18 protein-coding genes are annotated in these 17933 nt (G+C 66.8%); 10 read left to right on the forward strand and 8 right to left on the reverse strand.

Features of this window, described 5'->3' with window-relative positions; genetic code table 11:
- Positions 1-99 precede the first annotated feature (99 nt).
- From ACO2Q5_RS09245 to ACO2Q5_RS09260, 4 genes are all read left to right on the forward strand, one after another.
- Positions 100-1629 (forward strand): flagellin, encoded by a 1530-nt coding sequence (locus ACO2Q5_RS09245; protein WP_423290192.1) that lies wholly within the window; start codon positions 100-102, stop codon positions 1627-1629.
- A 77-nt stretch (positions 1630-1706) separates the two neighbouring features.
- Entirely contained in the window at positions 1707-2075 is a 369-nt protein-coding gene (gene flaF, locus ACO2Q5_RS09250) for a flagellar biosynthesis regulator FlaF (RefSeq protein ID WP_423290194.1), read from the forward strand.
- Positions 2072-2476 carry a flagellar biosynthesis repressor FlbT gene (flbT, locus tag ACO2Q5_RS09255; RefSeq protein WP_423290196.1) on the forward strand — a complete coding sequence of 135 codons (405 nt, stop codon included), beginning with the start codon at positions 2072-2074 and terminating at the stop codon, positions 2474-2476. The genes flaF and flbT overlap by 4 nt, the downstream gene beginning before the upstream one ends.
- Positions 2473-3264, forward strand: coding sequence for a DUF1217 domain-containing protein (locus tag ACO2Q5_RS09260; protein ID WP_423290198.1), 792 nt, complete (start codon positions 2473-2475; stop codon positions 3262-3264). The genes flbT and ACO2Q5_RS09260 overlap by 4 nt, the downstream gene beginning before the upstream one ends.
- Here ACO2Q5_RS09260 and ACO2Q5_RS09265 read toward each other — a convergent pair.
- The 4 genes from ACO2Q5_RS09265 to ACO2Q5_RS09280 all read right to left on the reverse strand — a co-directional run bounded on the left by ACO2Q5_RS09265 (position 3261) and on the right by ACO2Q5_RS09280 (position 7781).
- On the reverse strand, positions 3261-4457 hold the full coding sequence (locus ACO2Q5_RS09265; RefSeq protein ID WP_423290200.1) for a winged helix-turn-helix domain-containing protein: 1197 nt from the start codon (positions 4455-4457) through the stop codon (positions 3261-3263). The genes ACO2Q5_RS09260 and ACO2Q5_RS09265 overlap by 4 nt on opposite strands.
- Before the next feature lie 57 nt (positions 4458-4514).
- Entirely contained in the window at positions 4515-5858 is a 1344-nt protein-coding gene (locus ACO2Q5_RS09270; RefSeq protein WP_423290202.1) for an esterase-like activity of phytase family protein, read from the reverse strand.
- Between the two features lie 81 nt (positions 5859-5939).
- Complete coding sequence (gene rlmN, locus ACO2Q5_RS09275; RefSeq protein ID WP_423290204.1) at positions 5940-7136, reverse strand: 23S rRNA (adenine(2503)-C(2))-methyltransferase RlmN; 1197 nt, start codon at positions 7134-7136, stop codon at positions 5940-5942.
- Between the two features lie 123 nt (positions 7137-7259).
- Positions 7260-7781: an invasion associated locus B family protein gene (locus ACO2Q5_RS09280; RefSeq protein ID WP_423290206.1), complete on the reverse strand. Its 522-nt coding sequence runs from the start codon at positions 7779-7781 to the stop codon at positions 7260-7262.
- Positions 7782-7950: 169 nt separating this feature from the next.
- Here ACO2Q5_RS09280 and ACO2Q5_RS09285 point away from each other — a divergent pair, with 169 nt between their 5' ends.
- Both ACO2Q5_RS09285 and ACO2Q5_RS09290 read left to right on the forward strand, forming a co-directional pair.
- Positions 7951-8955, forward strand: a complete 1005-nt coding sequence (locus ACO2Q5_RS09285; protein WP_423290208.1) for an asparaginase — start codon at positions 7951-7953, stop codon at positions 8953-8955.
- 77 nt (positions 8956-9032) lie between these two features.
- Entirely contained in the window at positions 9033-9374 is a 342-nt protein-coding gene (locus ACO2Q5_RS09290) for a DUF2794 domain-containing protein (RefSeq protein WP_423290549.1), read from the forward strand.
- Between the two features lie 61 nt (positions 9375-9435).
- On the opposite strand, the gene ACO2Q5_RS09295 is transcribed toward ACO2Q5_RS09290, so the two are convergent.
- The 3 genes from ACO2Q5_RS09295 to ACO2Q5_RS09305 all read right to left on the reverse strand — a co-directional run bounded on the left by ACO2Q5_RS09295 (position 9436) and on the right by ACO2Q5_RS09305 (position 12097).
- Positions 9436-10248 carry an NlpC/P60 family protein gene (locus ACO2Q5_RS09295; RefSeq protein ID WP_423290210.1) on the reverse strand — a complete coding sequence of 271 codons (813 nt, stop codon included), beginning with the start codon at positions 10246-10248 and terminating at the stop codon, positions 9436-9438.
- Positions 10249-11643 carry a leucyl aminopeptidase family protein gene (locus tag ACO2Q5_RS09300; RefSeq protein WP_423290212.1) on the reverse strand — a complete coding sequence of 465 codons (1395 nt, stop codon included), beginning with the start codon at positions 11641-11643 and terminating at the stop codon, positions 10249-10251.
- Between the two features lie 73 nt (positions 11644-11716).
- On the reverse strand, positions 11717-12097 hold the full coding sequence (locus ACO2Q5_RS09305) for a hypothetical protein (RefSeq protein WP_423290214.1): 381 nt from the start codon (positions 12095-12097) through the stop codon (positions 11717-11719).
- Between the two features lie 158 nt (positions 12098-12255).
- On the opposite strand from ACO2Q5_RS09305, the gene ACO2Q5_RS09310 reads away from it, so the two are divergent.
- Entirely contained in the window at positions 12256-12903 is a 648-nt protein-coding gene (locus ACO2Q5_RS09310; protein WP_423290216.1) for a carbonic anhydrase, read from the forward strand.
- A 37-nt stretch (positions 12904-12940) separates the two neighbouring features.
- Entirely contained in the window at positions 12941-13978 is a 1038-nt protein-coding gene (locus ACO2Q5_RS09315; protein WP_423290218.1) for a glycosyltransferase family 2 protein, read from the forward strand.
- Here ACO2Q5_RS09315 and ACO2Q5_RS09320 read toward each other — a convergent pair.
- Complete coding sequence (locus ACO2Q5_RS09320) at positions 13975-15198, reverse strand: UbiH/UbiF/VisC/COQ6 family ubiquinone biosynthesis hydroxylase (protein WP_423290220.1); 1224 nt, start codon at positions 15196-15198, stop codon at positions 13975-13977. The genes ACO2Q5_RS09315 and ACO2Q5_RS09320 overlap by 4 nt on opposite strands.
- An 84-nt stretch (positions 15199-15282) precedes the next feature.
- On the opposite strand from ACO2Q5_RS09320, the gene ACO2Q5_RS09325 reads away from it, so the two are divergent.
- Entirely contained in the window at positions 15283-16614 is a 1332-nt protein-coding gene (locus ACO2Q5_RS09325; RefSeq protein ID WP_423290222.1) for an amidase, read from the forward strand.
- Between the two features lie 140 nt (positions 16615-16754).
- On the forward strand, positions 16755-17927 hold the full coding sequence (locus ACO2Q5_RS09330) for an aminotransferase class I/II-fold pyridoxal phosphate-dependent enzyme (RefSeq protein WP_423290224.1): 1173 nt from the start codon (positions 16755-16757) through the stop codon (positions 17925-17927).
- The last annotated feature ends 6 nt before the right edge of the window (positions 17928-17933 follow it).

The raw sequence follows: 17933 nt of genomic DNA on the forward strand, positions 1-17933 counted from the left end.
GGGGGCAGATCCCCGGCAGCGGCAGGAACGCCGGACCGGCCATGGCAACATGGCGCTTTCCCCCGGGCAAAGACCCGGGGCCGCATAGGGAACAGCCAGATGTCGTCCATCCTGACGAATACCTCCGCCATGGTCGCGCTGCAGACCATGAAGGGCATCAATTCCAACCTTTCGAAGGTGCAGAACGAAATCTCCACCGGCAAATCCGTTGCCACCGCGCGGGACAATGCCGCCGTCTGGGCCATCTCGAAGGTGATGGAATCGGATGTGAAAGGGTTCAAGGGCATTTCCGACAGCCTCGCCCTCGGCTCCTCGACGCTGACCGTGGCGCGGGAAGCCTCGGAAAAGATTTCGGATCTTCTGACCCAGATGAAGGGCAAGATCGTCTCGGCGCAGGAAGAGAATGTCGACCGCGCCAAGCTGCAGACCGATGTCGCGGCCCTGCGCGACCAGATCGCCAGTGTTGTCGGCGCGGCGCAGTTCAGCGGCCTGAACATGGTTTCCGGGACCGAGGATGTGAATTTCCTCTCCTCGCTGGACCGTTCGTCCTCGGGTGTCGACGTGTCCAAGATCACCGTGCAGCGGCAGGATCTGACCACGGGGCAGGGCGTCTTCGGCACCGGCGCCGCGCTGACGGCGAATGCCACCGTGCTGAACGGCGCGGCGGCCGTCGCACAGACCGGCGAAAGCGCGGTGCTGGGCTTTACCGGCAGCTGGGCGCTGGGGGAGACCGCCAGCATCACCGTTGGGGGCACCACGCTCAACTTCGAGGCGACGGGCGCGACCACGGCCGCCGATGCGGCGACCTTCTTCACCGGCGCCATCAATGCCCTGGGCATGGAAGGCGTGACCGCATCGGATGACGGCAGCGGCAACTTGACCATTACCTCCACCCGCGCCTTCGAAGGCCTTGCCGTATCGCAGGTTGAAGGCGCGGCCGCAGGCACACTGGCCATCACCACGGTGAACGGCGCGGCCCCCTCTGGGTCGAACACCGCCACCGCCTCGACCATCCGTCAGCGCGCCGAAACGGTCGAGTTTTCGACCGCTGCCACCGTGAATGACGGCGACAGCTATCGTGTGACGCTGGGGGGCAATTCCTACAGCTATATCGCCGGCAAGGGCGAGACGATGGAAGATGTCGCCCGCGGCCTGAAGATCGCCATTGATTCGGCGGGCGTCGATGGCCTGTCGACCAAGGTGACGAAAGACGCGACCTCGGGTGCGTGGCAGCTGAACATCGACAATGACAGCGCGACCTCGCTGTCGCTCAGCCGGTCGGGCAATGCGGGCGGCACGGCCTCGGGCGGGCTCTTCGGGCTGGATTCGATCAACGTGACGACCAATGACGGCGCGGCTTCGGCGCTGGACAATATCGAGACGATGATCAACACCGCCATCGACGCGGCGGCGGCCTTCGGTTCGGCGCAGAACCGGATCGACACCCAGAACGAATTTGTCAGCGCCCTGACCGATGCGCTGATGGCGGGGATCGGTTCGATGGTCGATGCCGATATGGAAGAGGCTTCGGCCCGGTTGCAGGCCCTGCAGGTTCAGCAGCAGCTGGGCGTTCAGGCCTTGTCGATTGCGAACCAGGGTCCGCAGAACCTGATGTCGCTGTTCCGGTAAGCGGCAGCGGCCGGGGCGCTGCTCTGGCGCCCCGGCCTTCTCGTCCCTGACACCCCTGGCACCCGGAACCGAATCCGATGATTCCCTTTGCGAACACCGCCTATGCACAGCCGGTCACCTCTGTCCGGACCGCGCGCGATACCGAATACGATGTGATCGCCCGGATCACCCAACGCCTGTCCGGCGCCATTGCGGGCAAGGATCAGGACCGCACCGCCTTTCTGGATGCGCTGTTCCGCAACGAGCGGCTGTGGTCCACGCTGGCTGCCGATGTGGCCGACCCGGGCAACGGTCTGCCCGCAGCGCTGCGGGCGCAGCTGTTCTACCTTTACCGCTTCACCGCCGACCACAGCCGCAAGGTCCGCAATGGCTCGGCCTCGGCCGAGGTTCTGGTCGAGATCAACCGTGCGGTCCTGCGTGGCCTGCGCGGCGGGGGGGCGACATGACCGGGCTCGTCCTGAAACTCGGCCCGCATGAGCGGGTGCTGATCAACGGCGCGGTGATCGAAAACGGTGACCGGCGGTCAAAGCTGGCGATCATGACTCCGGGGGCCAGCATCCTGCGGCTGCGCGATGCCATTCATCCCGAGGAGGCGAATACGCCGGTGCGCCGGGTTTGCTATATCGCGCAGCTGGTTCTTTCGGGCGATGCGGATGCGGCGGGAACGCGCCATCAGCTTTTGCGCGGCATCGAACAGCTGAGCCAGGCGCTGACCGATGCCGACAGCCGCCGGCTGCTGGCCGAGGCGAGCCATGCCGTGCTGGCCGAACAGCATTATCAGGCGCTGAAGGCCTTGCGCAGCCTCTTGCCGCGGGAAGAGCGGCTTCTGGCGGCGGGCCGGGCATGAGCTTCCAGCCGGTCATACCCTTCACCGGCTATACCGGCTGGACGTTCCTGAAGCGGACGATGGAAAAGCAGCAGACGGCGCTGCAATCCACCACGGCGAACCAGCGGGAAGAGGCCTATTTCCGCGCCAATATCGGCAAGGTCACCACCGCGCAGCAGCTGGTCGATGACCGGCGGCTGTTGAAAGTGGCGCTGACCGCCTTCGGGCTGGAGGCGGATCTGAACGCCAAGGCCTTTGTCCGCAAAGTTCTGACCGACGGGACAGAGGCTGAAACGGCGCTGGCCAACCGCATGGCGGACAAACGCTATCGCGCCTTTGCGATGGCGTTCAATTTCTCCGATCCGGCCAATGTCTCGACCCAGATGGCGGGTTTTGCCGACAAGGTGCTGGCCATCTGGCGCACCAAAAGCTTTGAGGCAGCTGTCGGCGATCAGAACAATGCCATGCGGCTGGCCCTGAATGCCGAGCGGGAGGTGGGGGCGCTGGCCAAGGCCACTCTGGGCGAGGATACAAAGTGGTTCACCGTCATGGGCAATACGCCGCTGCGCAAGGTGTTCGAGACCGCACTTGGCCTGCCCACCGCGTTTGGACAACTGGACATCGACCAGCAGCTGAAAGTGTTCAAGACCCGGGCGCAGGCGGTGTTCGGTGCGCAGACGGTCAGCCAATTCAGCGATCCGGACAAGATGACCAAGCTGGTGCGGATCTATCTGGTGCGGGATGAGGTGGCCAATGGCACGGCAGGCGCCTCGCCGATGCAGAACGCGCTGACGCTGCTGGCGCGTTAGGGCCGGTCCCAACCCGACAGGAATTCCACCCGGTCGCAGCCCGCGAACCGGGCGAGACGGTCCAGTTCCGCCTCCAGCCGGGCGCGGCGGCCGGGGCCGAGCTTCACCCCGGCTTCGGGCCAGAAGCCCTTGATCCGCAATGTGCCTAGGTCGCGATGCGCCTTGGCATCCAGCCTGCCGACCAGCCGGTCCCCCTCCAGCACCGGAAAGACATAGTAACCATATTGCCGCTTCGGCTCGGGCACATAGATCTCGATGCGGTAGAAAAAGCCGAACAGAAACTCGGCACGCTTCCGGTCACGCAGGGCGGGATCGAAGGGCGACAGGATGCGCATGCGGCCCGGCGGTTCGGGCGGTCGTTCGGACAGGGTGCCGGGCCAGAGCATGACCTTGCGGCGCTGCCCTTCCCAGCCTTCGATTTCGGCTTCGGCCAGTTCGCCGCGCGACAGGGCGGCGCTGCACCAGCCTTTGGCTTCGTCCGGGCGGATGGCGCCCCAATAAGCCGCCAACTCGCCCGAGGTGGCGAAGCCCAGCCGGTCCAGCGCGCTGCGGCAGGCCCAGTCGATGCTGACCTCCCGCGGAGGCGGGGGCTGGCGGTGCGGCGCGGGGATAACCCGTTCCGTCAGGTCATAGATCTTGCGGAAATTCTCGCGCCGGGTGACCGAAATCTGGCCGGACAGCCACAGATATTCCAGCGCCGCCTTGGACGGGTGCCAATCCCACCAGCCGCCCTTGCCCCGCTCTTCCCCCTCGCCCACTTCGGCGGCGCTGACCGGGCCGTGGTCTGCGATCCGCTGCAGCACTTCGTCGAATTTGGTGTGGAAGCCCGGTTTCTGCCAGCCGGTCCACCGTTCCACCAGCCGGGCGCGGTTGTGGTCGAACCGGTGCTGCCAATGCGGAAAGACCCCGACCGGCAGGATGGAGGCATCATGCGTCCAATGCTCCCACAGGTGGCGGTCCCGCTCCAGCAGGGGGGCCAGTGCCGCGGGGCGATAGCTTTGCCGCCGGGCGAACAGGATCATGTGATGCGCACGCTCGACCGTGGCGATGCTGTCCACCTGAACAAAGCCGATCCGGTCGATCAATGCGGACAAGGCGGCCCCGGTCGCCGCACCGACCGGGGGTTCGGCCAAGGCGTGGCGGTCGAGAAACAGGCGTCTTGCGGTCTGGTTCGGGATCAGGGGCAGCGGCATGTTGCCATCTGAACAAAAAGGGAACGGATGGTCAAGCCATCCGTTCCCCCGAAGGGCTTACTTCGCAGCCAGCAGTTCCGGCACCGACAGCAGGATGAATTCGTTGTTCGCCGCAGTGCCGATCTGCCGCCCGCCCGAGAAGGGCAGGTTGTTGTCATTCGCCACGATGATGTGGGTGTCATCGACGCGGGCCACGTCTTCGACGGTGAAGAAGGGGAAGGTGAATGGGCCTTCTGCGGGCTTCATCCCGTCCAGCGCCAGACCATCCGGATCCTGGATATCCAGCAGGTTCACATGGCCGATGCGGCGGATATAGCCCTCGGCGTCGATGCTGGCGGTGTCCACCAGAACGATGTTCTTCACGCGCGCGGGCTGCGGATAGCAGGCGGCCATGTCGGTGGCCCCTTCGGCACAGGCCAGCGCGGCATCGCCTTCGCCGTTGTCACGCTCGATCACCAGCGCGCGGGTCGTGTCGATGAAATTGAGATCGCCGATCGCCGTCGCGCCTTCGGCCAGACGGAAGCGATAGCTGTCGCCGGTCCAGTCGGCGCGGGCGGTGTCGAAGGTGAAGACACGCAGGAAATCCCCTTCCTTCTCACCGCCCTCGGCCAGCAGGGGCTTTTCCAGCATGCCCCAGAGCAGGCCGGTTTCGGGTTGCAGGGCCATACCCTCGTACCCGCCTGAGCGCTGGACGCGGAAATCCTTGCCCGGCACGGCCGGATGTACAGTGCCGGGCGTGTCCGGCCCGGTCAGCGCGGCACCATCCATCATGGTCTGATGGACCGAAAGGATACGACCGTCCAGCGTGGCGCGCAGGATGAAGGGTCCGAATTCCTCGCCGATCCAGACTTCGCCGTTCAGGATCTGAATCGATTCCGGGTCGAAATCGGCGCCGGTCAGATAGCGGCTCTCGGTGCCTTCGTTGGCGATGCGGAAGGGGACCTTGTGGTCGGGGTCCCGCAGAAACACGGTTTCCTTGCGCTCCACCGTGCCGGTGGTGAAATCGGGCGCCATGCGGTGGAAGAACAGCGCCGCATCGGGCGAGTTGATCTTGGAGCCGAAGCCGTTGTCGGTCAGCGTGTACCAGCTGCCATCTTCGGCCCGGTTCATGGCAAAGCCGGACATGCCCTGCACGGGTTGGCCGATGAAGGGCAGCGACAGGCCGGTCGGGTGGCTGCCGTAGGCCTTGCCCACGTCGCCCGGGGCCGACATCGGCACTTCGTTGCGGGTCTTGCCGGTGAATTTGCCTGAGATCCACAGATCGCGCGGCGCGTCGGCGGGCGGCGCGATCAGCGTATGGGCGGGCAGAAAGGCATGGCCTGCCAGCTTGGCCGGGAACGTGTCTTCGGCAAGGGCGGGACAAGCGGCCGAAGCGGCCAGCGCGGCAAGGATAAGACGCATCGCATTCTCCTGTGGCGAAATCGGCGCCACAGGTAACGGTGCAGTCCAACGGTCAGATTGCGGTTCTGTGAGGGCTTTGTGTCAGCCCGCAGCCGCCACCCCGGTCTTTTCCCGCCGCCCGCGTTCGGTTGCGGATTTCAGCTGGCCGCAGGCGGCCATGATATCCTCGCCCCGCGGGGTGCGGATCGGACTGGCATATCCGGCCTTGTAGATGATGTCGGCAAAGGCCTCGATCCGCTCCCAATCGCTGCGCTGATAGGGCGAGCCGGGCCATTCGTTGAACGGGATCAGGTTGATCTTGGCGGGAATGCCCGCGATCAGCTTCACCAGACGGCGCGCGTCGGCATCGGTGTCGTTCACATCCTTCAGCATCACATATTCAAAGGTGATCCGTTCGGAGTTTGACAGCTTGGGGTAGTCGCGGAGCGCGCCCAGCAATTCGGCGATGTTCCATTTCTTGTTGATCGGCACCAGCTTGTCGCGCACCGCATCAGTGGTGGCGTGGAAGCTGATCGCCAGCTGGCAGCCGATCTCTTCGGCCGTGCGGGCGATTTCCGGCACCACACCGCTGGTGGAGAGCGTGATCCGGCGACGGCCAAGGGCGATGCCTTCACCATCCATCACCACGCGCATCGCGTCGCGGACGTTGTCGAAGTTATAAAGCGGCTCACCCATGCCCATCAGAACGATGTTCGACACCAGACGGCCGGCCTCGGCCCCCTGGCCGGGCTCGGGCCATTCTCCCAGATCATCGCGGGCCAGCATGACCTGTCCGACGATTTCCCCGGCGGTCAGGTTGCGCACCAGTTTCTGCGTGCCGGTGTGGCAGAAGGAGCAGGTCAGCGTGCAGCCGACCTGAGACGAGACGCACAAAGTGCCGCGGCCTTCCTCGGGGATATAGACCACCTCGACCTCATGCCCACCGGCAATGCGGACAAGGTATTTGCGGGTGCCATCGGCGCTGATCTGGCGGGTGACCACCTCAGGCAGGGCGATCTCGAACTTGTCGGCCAGAAGCGCGCGGTAATCCTTGGCCAGATTGGTCATCACGGCAAAGTCGCGCACACCCCAGTAATAGACCCATTGCCAGATCTGCCCGACCCGCATCTTGGCCTGCTTCTCCGCCGTGCCTGCCGCGATCAGTGCGGCGCGCAGCTGGTCGCGCGTCAGGCCGACGATATTGACCTTGGCCTGTTCCGGCAGCTTGCGCGGAATGGTCAGCACATCCTGCGTGATGGGGGCGGTTACCACCGGGGCGGCGGGGGAAAGGTCGTTCATGGCAGATCCTTGGGTTCAAGCCTTGTCACAGGCGATCTGGCGGAGGGTGCGGGCGCTATACGCCATCTTTCAGAAAAACGAAAGCGCCCCGAAAGCCGGGGCGCCTTGTGAATTTATCAGGTCTCAGCCGCAGCGCTTGCCCGCGTCATCCATGGCGGCGGTAAAGCCCCGCAGCGAGAAGGTGTCCTTCGTCTGCGTGCCCTTGCCCGACCGGGCCGTCATCACGGCGGTGGTGCCCGCCTTCAGCGCAGCCATCAGCGCGGCATCGTCCTGGGCCGAACCTGGCCAGGCCCATTCACCATCGGTGAACAGTTCGAACGTCTTGCCGTCGACATTGACGCTGACGGTCGATCCGTCGGCAAAGGGATAGCCGCCGGTAAAGCTGATCTCGCCCGCCTTGCCCGGACGGAAGGTCACGAACAGCAGGATGTCACCGCGGCGCACCGAGACGGGCTTGCCGTCGCGGCTGTTGACGGTCTCCTTCGGCTTGGACACGCCCCAGCATTCCTTGGGGCTTTCCTCGACGAAGACGTTCCAGTCGGTCATCGTGCCGACGCGGTTGGTCGATTCCTGTGCGGTCGCGGCCAGCGGTGCCACCAGGGTGATTGCAGCAGCGGCGAGCGCGCGGCGAACGGCGGATGTCATGTCTGACGCAGCCTCCAAGCTGTCTTTGCCTCTCGTGGCCCCCGCGCGCGGCCTTACGGCCCATTCTGGTCTGGCGGGGGCATCCTGAACCCGATAATCCAGAAATACGCAAAAACACCATTGGGCGAAAGCCCTTTGGGCGGAAAATCGCAGATACGTGAGGGCGGCGATGTCACGGGTGGATCAGGGCGCGGCGGCAATGGCGGAAATCTGGCGCGGGGGGATGCTCGAAAGCACCCATCTGGGCCATGCGGTGATCTGCGATGCGCAGGGCGTGGTCTGGCAGGCGGGCAATCCCGATGCGGTGATCTTTCCGCGGTCGTCCTGCAAGATGATTCAGGCCTTGCCGCTGATCGAGACGGGGGCCGCCGATGCCGTTGGCCTGACGCCTGCGCATCTGGCCCTGTCCTGCGCCAGCCATCAGGGGGCCGCGCTGCATGTGGGCATGGCCGGGCGCTGGATCGCCGATCTGGGTCTGGACGAATCTGACCTCCGCTGCGGCGCGCATGAACCCTATGACCGTGATGAGCGGGACCGGCTGATCCGCGGGGCGGAGGCGCCGTGCCAGCTGCACAACAACTGCTCGGGCAAGCATTCCGGCTTTCTGACGGTCACGCGCCACCTGAAGGCCGGGTCGGAATATGTCGAGATCGACCATCCGCTGCAGAAGGCGATCCGCGCCGCGACCGAGGAAGTTACCGGGGAGACGGTGGCCGGCTGGGGCGTGGATGGCTGTTCAGCCCCGAATTTCGCCATGTCGCTGACCGGGCTGGCGCGGGCGATGGCGTCTTTCGCAACGGCGCGCGAGGGGCAGGGGAGGCGGGCCAGCGCCATGGCGCGGCTGACGCAGGCGATGGCCTCCCACCCGGAACTGGTGGCGGGCGAGGGCCGCGCCTGCACCGAACTGATGCGGGCTATGGGTGGCAAGGTCGCGATCAAGACCGGGGCCGAAGGCGTCTTCGTGGCGATCCTGCCGGAACAGGGCCTTGGCATCGCGCTGAAGACCGTGGACGGCAATTCCCGCGCGTCCGAGGCGGCGATTGCCGGGCTGCTGGTCCGCGCGGGTGTGCTGGATGCCGCGCATCCGGCCACGCAGAAGCGGCTGAACCCGGTGCAGAAAAACTGGCGCGGGGTGGAAACCGGGGAAATCCGGCTGGCCCCGGGGTTTCTGTGACCGGGGTTCTGTAACCGGCCCATGACACGCCGCGCTTGATTTGTGCGGCCATGGGGGGCAGACTTCTTCCCATGAATATGGAAGCGCCTGTTCCTTTTCCCGCAGGCGGCCGGGCGGCCGAGACGGTTGCCTTTGACCGGCGGGAACTTTCGGTGATCCTCCGGCTTTACGGGCTGATGGTGTCCGCGGGTGAATGGCGGGACTATGGCATCTCTCACGGGCCCGAGGTGGCGGTCTTCGCCGTCTTCCGCCGAACCGCCGAAAATCCGCTCTACCGGATCGAAAAGCGCCCGAAGCTGCGGGCCAAGCAGGGCATGTTCGCGGTGGTGGGCGAGGACGGCCGTATCCTGCGCCGCGGGCATGAGCTGGAGGCCGTGCTGAAGGTGCTGGAGCGCAAGCTGATCCGCCCGGTCGAGTGACGGGCCGTCACAGGCAGGGGCTCTGCCCCTGCACCCCGGAGTATTTGCGTCAAGAGGAAGATCAGGGCCGTTTCCGGGCAGTGACCGGGCCGCCACCTGATGCTGAAATACGGGCGATGGTGGCGGACAGCGGCTCATAGGCCACATCCATCGTATGGCCGTTCGCGTGGAGGATGCGGTCCGGCCCGGTGATCAGCGCGACGTGGCCCTTCCAGAAGATCAGGTCGCCGCGCTGTTCCTCTCCTGCGGGAATCTCGCGGCCGATGGATTGTTGCAGGTCGCTGTCGCCGGGCATCTGCCGCCCCGCGGCGTGGAAGGCCAGCTGCACGAGGCCGGAGCAATCCACCCCCGCCACCGAATTGCCGCCCCAGAGGTAGGGGGCATGCAGCAGCGTTTCGGCCACGGCGACCGGATCTTCGGCGGGTTCCGTGAGGGGCGCAAGGTGGCGGACGGGGACAAAGCCATGGGGCGTTTTGGCCCATGCGCCGGTCTGGCCGGTGACCTGAAGCCGCGCGTTCAGATAGAGCGACCGGCGCGGCGGGGCCTGCACCCGCGGTTCGGGATAGAGATGGGTGGCGGGGCTTTGCACCCGATGCGTGGCCCTGAGCACAGGGCCAACCGCGCCCTCTGCAAGCCAGCCGCAATAGCCGTCTTTCGCAGCCATCACAAAGGTATGGCCGTCGCGCCGGTCTATCACCGTCACAGCCTCACCATGGATCAGCTGCCGGTCGATGGGGCCGCCGGGCCGGGCCAGCAGGTCGGCCAAAGCGGGGGCGATGGATGCGGGTTCCCCTTCGGTCAGCGGTGCTGCCGTCTGACCGGCCAGCGAGACATGCGCCACGCGGCCGGAAAACGGCGTCAGGCGACGGTCCACCTACAGGCCCAGCATGGCGGGCAAGGCGTTCAGGATCGCCCGCGCGCCCTGACCGGCGCCGCCCTTGGGGCGGGCGGGCGCGTCGGTTGGCGTGTGGCCGTAGATGTCGAAATGCATATAGCGCGGATGGTCGGCGAAGCGGCGCAGGAACAGTGCCGCGGTGATTGCGCCCGCAAAGCCATAGCCCGGGGCATTGTCCAGATCGGCGATGCCGGGTTCGATCACCGCCTCGTATCCGTCGTGGAACGGCATCCGCCAGACCGGGTCGAAGCCGGACTTCGCCCCCTGTTCCAGCGCCTGCGCCATGGCATCGTCCTCTGCCCAATAGGGGGCGAGGTCGGGGCCGACGGCGATCCGCGCCGCGCCGGTCAGCGTGGCCATCGAAATCAGGGCATCCACCGGCTCTTCGGTCGCATAGGCCAGCGCGTCGCCCAGCACCAGCCGGCCCTCGGCATCGGTGTCATTCACTTCGACCGTCAGGCCCTTGCGGCTGGTCAGGATGTCCTTCGGCTTCTGCGCATTGCCGCCGATCACATTTTCCACCGCCGGAATCAGCACCCGCAGCCGCAGGGGCAGGTTCAGCGCCATGATCATCTGCGCCAGACCCAGGACGGTGGCTGCGCCGCCCATGTCCTTTTTCATCAGGCTCATGCCGGTCGAGGTCTTGATGTTCAGCCCGCCGGTGTCGAAGCAGACACCTTTGCCCACCAGCACCAGCTGCGGGCCGGTCTGGCCCCACCGCAGGTCCAGAAGCCGCGGTGCCCGGGGGGAGGCGCGGCCCACGGCATGGATCATCGGGAAGTTGCGGGCCAGCAGATCGTCGCCCCGGATCACCTCGGTCGTGGCGCCGAAACGGGCGGCCAGCGCGAGGAAAGCCTGTTCCAACTCCTCCGGCCCCATGTCCTGTGCGGGCGTGTTGATCAGGTCGCGGGTCAGGAATTCACCCTCGGCCATGGCCAGCAGCCGGGCGGCATCCACCCCCTGCGGCGCCTTCAGCCGGGCGGGCGGCACGGCCGGGCGCGTCGGGCGGTAACGGTCGAAACGGTAGCTGCCCAGAAGCCAGGCCAAGGTCGCCTCGGCCGCGTCTTCGGGCGACAGATCGCCCGCCAGATGCCAGTCGCCCGCGGGCAAGGCAGCAAAGGCGCGGGCCAGACCGAACCGCTGGCGGCGCCTGGCCTTGGCCGTGCCGGCCCCGGCCACCGCCCCGGCCAGCGCACCATGCGGGCCGGGCAGCAGGCAAAGTTCGCCCAATGCGCCCTGAAAGCCGGTGGCCTGAAGCCATGCGACATCGGCCGGGGGCAGCGTTGCGGCGAACCGCTCCAGCCCCTCGGCCGGGACGATATGGACGGGTAGCGAGGGGGCGAAGAGATCGGCAAAGGTCAGGGCAGGGGGCATGTCAGGTCCGGCGCGGTTGATCCCCCGACCCTAGCCGAGCAGGCGCCCGCCGCAAGACCCGGCTTGCGGGACATCATACCGAAAGGTCGGCGAAGCCCTGTTCGGCCGACAGCGACCGTTCCGCCACCCGCAGAAGCCGCGCCCAGACCGCGGCAAAGGCGGTGCTGTCGGCGCGGTCAAGGCAGGTGCACAGATCCTCGGCCACCTGAGACAGGCTGACCATGCCCAGATTTTCCGCCATCCGCCGCATCCGCCGCAGCTGCCGCGCCATATCCGTCAGGTCGCGCCCGCGCACCGTGGCGGCCAGCTGCGTCATCGCCAGCGCCAGCTCGCCAAGCGCCCGCGTCACCATCGGTTCCGCCGTGGCGGTGCCCAGATTGCGGTAGATCACCGCAATCGCCTCGCCATCCTGGCGGACCCGCTCCTGCGGCCGCAATATCGTCACGTTCTCCATCGCGTCACACCCCGACACGCCCTGCACCCGTGTCCAGTCTGGCCCGGCATGATTGAGGCTTCGCTAAGCGATCCGGGCGAAGCTTTGGCAGGACGCTATTTTGCCCCTCGCATTTTTCGCAAATGCAGCATAATTCCGGCACAGCAAGGAGTATGACGATGACCCACGCCCGCCCCCTGCCAGCCTATCTTGTCCAGCGGTTTCACGGCTGGCGCGCCACCGCCTATCAGCAGAACCGCGCCTGGTACCGGCGTCTGGCCGAAGGGGGACAGCATCCCCGCGCCATGGTGATTTCCTGCTGTGACAGCCGCGTTCATGTCACCTCGATCTTCGGCGCGGATGAGGGAGAGTTCTTCATCCACCGCAACATCGCCGGTCTGGTGCCGCCCTATACGCCGGACGGCAAGAACCACGGCACCTCGGCCGCGGTGGAATATGCGGTCACGGCACTGGGCGTGGCGCATCTGATCATCGTCGGCCATTCCAATTGCGGCGGCGTGAAGGGCTGCCATGACATGTGCACCGGCCATGCCCCGCATCTGGAAGAGCAGACCAGCTTTGTCGGCCGCTGGATGGATATTCTGCGTCCCGGATTCGAGAAGGTGGCCCATCTGCCGCCCGAGACGATCCTGCCCGCGCTGGAAAAGCAGGCGGTGTTGACCAGCCTTGATAATCTGATGACTTTCCCCTTCGTCGCGGCCGCGGTGGAGCGCGAGGTGCTGACGCTGCACGGATTGTGGAACGACACGGGCGAGGGGCTGCTGGAGCAGTTCGATCCGGCGATCGGCCGTTTCGTTCAGGTCTGATCGCGGCGCTTGTGCGCCCGGCAGAGGAGAGCCCCGGATGCAGGCGATACGGCGGATTGCGGGCGGGCTGCGGCGGCGGGTGACTGCGGCGCTGGCGCAGCGGGCGCGGCGCCGGGCGACCCGGCTTTTGCACGGCCCCGACCGGGTGGCGCTGCCTGACACCGGCGTGATGGCGGTGCTGCTGGTCCGCAACGGGGCGTGGTTCGTGCCGCGGTTTCTGGACCACCATCTTGCGCTTGGCGTGGACCATATCCTTGTGATTGACAACGGCTCGACCGACGGAACGGTCGATCTGTGCCGCCGCGACCGGGTGACGGTGCTGGAGAACACCCTGCCTGTCCGCCGGCACGAAAGCGCTTTGCGCAGCGAACTGGCGCAAAGGGTGGCGCAGGGCGGCTGGATCCTTTTCGCCGATTCGGACGAATTGGTGGAGCTGCCCCTGCCGGGGCCGGATGCGCTGGCCCGGCTGACCGGCTGGTGCAACCGCCACGGCTATACCGCCGTTCTGGGCCAGATGCTGGACCGTTTCTCTGACCGGCCCTATGCCGCGCTGCGGGACCTGACCTACGATCAGGCCATTGCCGCGCTGGATCTTTACGCGGTGGAGGGGGTGGAGACGATCCCCTATGCCGCGCGCGACCGGGTGGAATTCGCGTGGTTCCTGCGGCAGAACCGCTGTGACGATCCGGCGGTGGCCTTCAAGACTGGCGGCCTGCGGCGGGAGCTGTTCGGGGAAAACCCGTTCTTGTCCAAGCATTCTCTGGTGCGGAATGTGCCGGGCGTGGTGCCGATGGTGCATCCCCATGCGGCCAGCGGCGTGAGCGTGGCCGATGTGACGCTGCTTCTGCATCATTACAAGCTGGCAGGCGACTGGGTGGCGCGCGACCGCAAGCAGGTGGAGGCCGCAACCTGGGTTCACGGCGAGGATGCCCGCCGCATCGCCGCCGTGGGGAACGGTGATTTCCGGCTGACCCCGGCACAGCCGCTGCCATGGCGGGGCATCGCCGCATTGCGGGAGGAGGGGTTCCTTTATGCCTCACCCGATTTCCTGCGCGAAACGGGGCAGAGCGGCTAGATCGCCTTCCCGGCCAGCAGCCGCGGCAGGTCCCCCTGCAATCCGGCTGCCTGCCGGATGAAACGGCGGCGCAGGCCCGGCAGGGCGTTCACCGCGCCAAGGCCCAGATCGCGCCCCAGCCGCAAGAGCGGATTGTCGTTGGAAAACAGCCGCGCGACCGCATCCATCCCAAGCGCCAGCGCGGTGGAATCGAAGCGGCGCCAGGTCTGGTAATCCTCCAGCACCACCGCGCTGCCGATGTCATCGCCGCGGCGGCGGGCATCGACCAGCACCTCGGCCAGCGCGCCCACATCGCGCAGGCCAAGGTTCAGCCCCTGACCGGCCACCGGATGCACCCCATGCGCCGCATCCCCCACAAGCGCGACGCGGGGGGCGATGAACCGTTCCGCAAGGCTCAGCGACAGCGGATAGGTGAACCGCGCGCCGGCAAGGGCGATCTCGCCCAGAAAATCGCCGAAACGCGGGCGCAGGGCGGCCAGATACTCCTCATCCGGCAGCGCCTGCAAGGCGGCGGCGGTGTCGTCGGCCTCGCTCCAGACGATGCTGGAATGATGGCCGCCGGGCAAAGGCAGGATCGCCAGTGGCCCCGCGGGCATGAAAAACTGCTGGGCGGTGCCTTCGTGGTCCTCCTCATGCCGGACAGCGGTCACCAGCGCGGTCTGGCCATAGGCATGGCCCACCCGGCGGATGCCCGCCCGCATCGCCACGCCCGAGCCGCGGCCATCGCAGCCGACCAGAAGCCGCGCCCGCAAGGACCGGCCAGAGGCCAGCGTGACCGTCACGCCCTGCGCGTCAACCTCTTGCGCCACAACGGTTTCACCGGACAGAAGTGTCACGCCGGGCGCCTGTTCCATCGCCGCAAGGAAGGACGCATACAGAAAGCGGTCTTCCAGCATAAAGCCCATCGGGCCTTCCTCGATCTCCTGCGCGTCAAAGGTCAGGAAGAACGGCGCCGGGCCTTCGCCCGCGCGGCCGTCGCTGGCCTTGATCTTCAGGATCGGCTGCGCGCGGTCGGCCACCTGCGGCCAGACGCCCAGACCCGCCAGCAGCCGCTTTGAGGCGATGGCCAGCGCATAGGCGCGCCCGTCAAAGCCCGCTTCCGCCCGCGCCGGGGCGGGGCGCGCATCGACCACGGTCACCCGCAGCCCGCCCTGCGCCAAGGCCAGCGCCAAGGCAGGGCCGTTCAGCCCGCCGCCCGCAATCAGAACATCGGTATCCATGCCGCCATGCTGACCCGACCGCGCGGGATTGTCCATGCGCCGCCTTGCCGCTACCGTCGCTGCAACAGCAAGATGGGGCAGGGCATGAGCGGGACGTGGTTCCATATGACGGCGGCGGAACTGGGGCGCGAGATCGGCCGTGGCCGGATCAACCCCGTCGAACTGGCCGAGGCCTTTTTCGAGCAGATCGCCGGGCATGGCCTTTCGGACCGCATCTATGCCCGCCTGACCGAGACGCGGGCGCGGGGCGAGGCCATCGCCGCGGCATCGCGGGCGCGGGCGGGGTTTCGCAAGGGTCCGTTGGACGGGGTGCCGGTCAGCTGGAAGGATCTGTTCGACACCGCGGGCACCGCGACCGAAGCCGGGTCCGCGCTGCTGAAGGGCCGGGTGCCGGAAAAGGATGCCGCCGTGCTGGAGGCGGCCACGCTGTCGGGCCTCGTGTGTCTGGGCAAGACCCATATGTCAGAGCTGGCGTTTTCCGGGCTGGGGCTGAACCCGGTGACGGCCACGCCGCCCTGCCTGAACGATGAGGCGGCGGTGTCCGGCGGATCGTCCTCCGGCGCGGCGGCCTCGGTCGCCTTCGGGCTGGCGCCCGCGGCCATCGGCTCGGATACCGGCGGTTCGGTCCGGGTGCCGGCGGCGTGGAACGATTTGGTCGGGCTGAAGACGACGCATGGCCGCCTGTCGCTGCAAGGCCTTGTTCCATTGTGCGAAAAGTTCGACACGGTCGGCCCCCTGGCCCATTCGGTCGAGGATTGCGCCCTGCTTCTGGGTGCTTTGGAGGCGCGGCGCCCGGTGGATCTGACCGGGGCGGATCTGTCGGGGGTCCGGCTGGCGGTGCTGAAGACCGTGGCGTTGGACGATGTCCGTGACCGGCCCGGCCGCGGCTTTGACGATGCCTGCGCGCGGCTGGCCCGTGCAGGCGCCCGGATCGAAACCATCGAGGCGCCCGAAGTGGCCGAGGCGACCGCCCTGACGCCCCCTTTGTTCACCGGCGAAGCCTATGGCATCTGGCGCGAGACGATCGAGGCGGCGCCCGAGAAGATGTATTCCCGCATTCTGGAGCGGTTCCGCGGCGGTGCCAATGTGAAGGCGGCGGATTATGTGGCCGCCTGGCGCCGGATGGAGGTGCTGCGCGCCACATGGAACGCCCGGATCGCGCCATATGATGCGGTGCTGATGCCGACATCTCCCATCCTGCCCCCGAATGCAGAGCGGCTTTTGACCGATGACGCTTACTATGTGAGCGAAAATCTGCTGGCCCTGCGCAATACAAGGATCGGCAATCTTCTTGGCCAATGTGCACTGACGATGCCCACCTCGCAGCCCTCCTGCGGCATTCTGCTGATGGCAGGCCCGGGGCAGGATGAGCGTCTGTTGCGGCTTGGCGCGGCGGCCGAGCGGGCACTGGGCTGAGATCTGTCGGCGGAGGGGACAAAAAAGACACAATCCGCCGAACCAACCCCTAGGGATGGTTGCGAAATTCTGGACCGGCGCAGGATCGGGCGCTAAGGTTCTTCAAAACGGGGCGATACGACCCCGGGCAAGAGGCAGTCATGGCGTTTCCTGAGCGGTTTTCGAACCTGCCTGATTATGCGTTTCCGCGCCTGCGGAAACTACTCGATCATCTGACGCCCGGCGGCGAACCCATTGCCATGACCATTGGTGAGCCGAAGCATGACATGCCGGCCTTCGTCGGGCCGATCCTTGCCGGGTCGCTGGGCGGCTTCGGGGTCTATCCGCCAAACGACGGCACGCCGGGGCTGTTGTCCGCCATCTCCGGCTGGATCGCGCGGCGCTATGGCGCGCAGGTCGGTGAAGACCGGCTGATGGTGCTGAACGGCACGCGCGAGGGGCTGTTCAACGCCTGTCTGGCTTTGTGCCCCGAGGTGAAGAACGGCAAGCGCCCCGTGGTGCTGATGCCGAACCCGTTCTATCAGGTCTATGCCGTGGCCGCGCTGGCCGTGGGGGCAGAGCCGGTCTATCTGCCGGCCGGGGCCGCCACCGGCTTCCTGCCCGATTTCCGCGCAGTGTCGCCCGATGTGCTGGATCGCACGGCTGTGGTCTATCTCTGCTCGCCCGCCAATCCGCAGGGGGTGGTCGCTTCGCGCGACTATCTGGCGGATTTGCTGGCCTTGGCCGAGAAGCATGATTTCGTGGTCTTCTCCGACGAATGCTATTCCGAGATCTGGCGCGAGGCGCCGCCCCCCGGCATCCTTGAGGTGGGGCAGGGGACCGATCCGGAACGCATCGTCGCCTTCAACTCGCTGTCGAAACGGTCCAATATGCCGGGGCTGCGGTCGGGTTTCGCCGCCGCGGGGCCCGAGAGCATGAAGCGGATGCGGCAGTTGCGGTCCTTTGCGGGCGCGCCGCTGCCCCTGCCGCTGCAGAAGGTGGCCGAGGCCTGCTGGCGGGACGAGGCGCATGTCGAAGAGAGCCTTGCGCTCTATCAGGCGAAATACCGCATGGCGGCCGAGGTGTTCGACGGCGTGCAGGGCTTCCGCCTGCCCGATGGCGGCATGTTCCTGTGGCTGCCCGTGGGCGATGGCGAGGCGGCGGCGCTGAAGCTGTGGCAGGAGACGGGCATCCGCGTCCTGCCGGGCGGCTATCTGTCGCGCGACACCGCCACCGGCAATCCGGGGCGGGACTATATCCGGGTGGCGCTGGTCGCCCCCCAAGAAGAAACGCAGCGCGGGCTGATCTTGCTCCGCGACTGCCTTTATCGTTGACGAGGG

Source organism: Neotabrizicola sp. VNH66 (assembly GCF_049445895.1).
Taxonomy (GTDB): Bacteria; Pseudomonadota; Alphaproteobacteria; order Rhodobacterales; family Rhodobacteraceae; genus Pseudogemmobacter.

Bases quoted from the DNA above. Each gene is read 5' to 3' on its own strand.
- ACO2Q5_RS09320 (WP_423290220.1), bottom strand. From the start codon at position 15,198: ATGGATACCGATGTTCTGATTGCGGGCGGCGGGCTGAACGGCCCTGCC.
- ACO2Q5_RS09305 (WP_423290214.1), bottom strand. From the start codon at position 12,097: ATGGAGAACGTGACGATATTGCGGCCGCAGGAGCGGGTCCGCCAGGAT.
- ACO2Q5_RS09270 (WP_423290202.1), bottom strand. From the start codon at position 5,858: ATGCGTCTTATCCTTGCCGCGCTGGCCGCTTCGGCCGCTTGTCCCGCC.
- ACO2Q5_RS09245 (WP_423290192.1), top strand. From the start codon at position 100: ATGTCGTCCATCCTGACGAATACCTCCGCCATGGTCGCGCTGCAGACC.
- rlmN (WP_423290204.1), bottom strand. From the start codon at position 7,136: ATGAACGACCTTTCCCCCGCCGCCCCGGTGGTAACCGCCCCCATCACG.
- ACO2Q5_RS09300 (WP_423290212.1), bottom strand. From the start codon at position 11,643: ATGCCCCCTGCCCTGACCTTTGCCGATCTCTTCGCCCCCTCGCTACCC.
- ACO2Q5_RS09325 (WP_423290222.1), top strand. From the start codon at position 15,283: ATGAGCGGGACGTGGTTCCATATGACGGCGGCGGAACTGGGGCGCGAG.
- ACO2Q5_RS09285 (WP_423290208.1), top strand. From the start codon at position 7,951: ATGTCACGGGTGGATCAGGGCGCGGCGGCAATGGCGGAAATCTGGCGC.
- ACO2Q5_RS09280 (WP_423290206.1), bottom strand. From the start codon at position 7,781: ATGACATCCGCCGTTCGCCGCGCGCTCGCCGCTGCTGCAATCACCCTG.
- ACO2Q5_RS09315 (WP_423290218.1), top strand. From the start codon at position 12,941: ATGCAGGCGATACGGCGGATTGCGGGCGGGCTGCGGCGGCGGGTGACT.
- ACO2Q5_RS09260 (WP_423290198.1), top strand. From the start codon at position 2,473: ATGAGCTTCCAGCCGGTCATACCCTTCACCGGCTATACCGGCTGGACG.
- ACO2Q5_RS09265 (WP_423290200.1), bottom strand. From the start codon at position 4,457: ATGCCGCTGCCCCTGATCCCGAACCAGACCGCAAGACGCCTGTTTCTC.
- ACO2Q5_RS09330 (WP_423290224.1), top strand. From the start codon at position 16,755: ATGGCGTTTCCTGAGCGGTTTTCGAACCTGCCTGATTATGCGTTTCCG.
- ACO2Q5_RS09310 (WP_423290216.1), top strand. From the start codon at position 12,256: ATGACCCACGCCCGCCCCCTGCCAGCCTATCTTGTCCAGCGGTTTCAC.
- flbT (WP_423290196.1), top strand. From the start codon at position 2,072: ATGACCGGGCTCGTCCTGAAACTCGGCCCGCATGAGCGGGTGCTGATC.
- flaF (WP_423290194.1), top strand. From the start codon at position 1,707: ATGATTCCCTTTGCGAACACCGCCTATGCACAGCCGGTCACCTCTGTC.
- ACO2Q5_RS09290 (WP_423290549.1), top strand. From the start codon at position 9,033: ATGGAAGCGCCTGTTCCTTTTCCCGCAGGCGGCCGGGCGGCCGAGACG.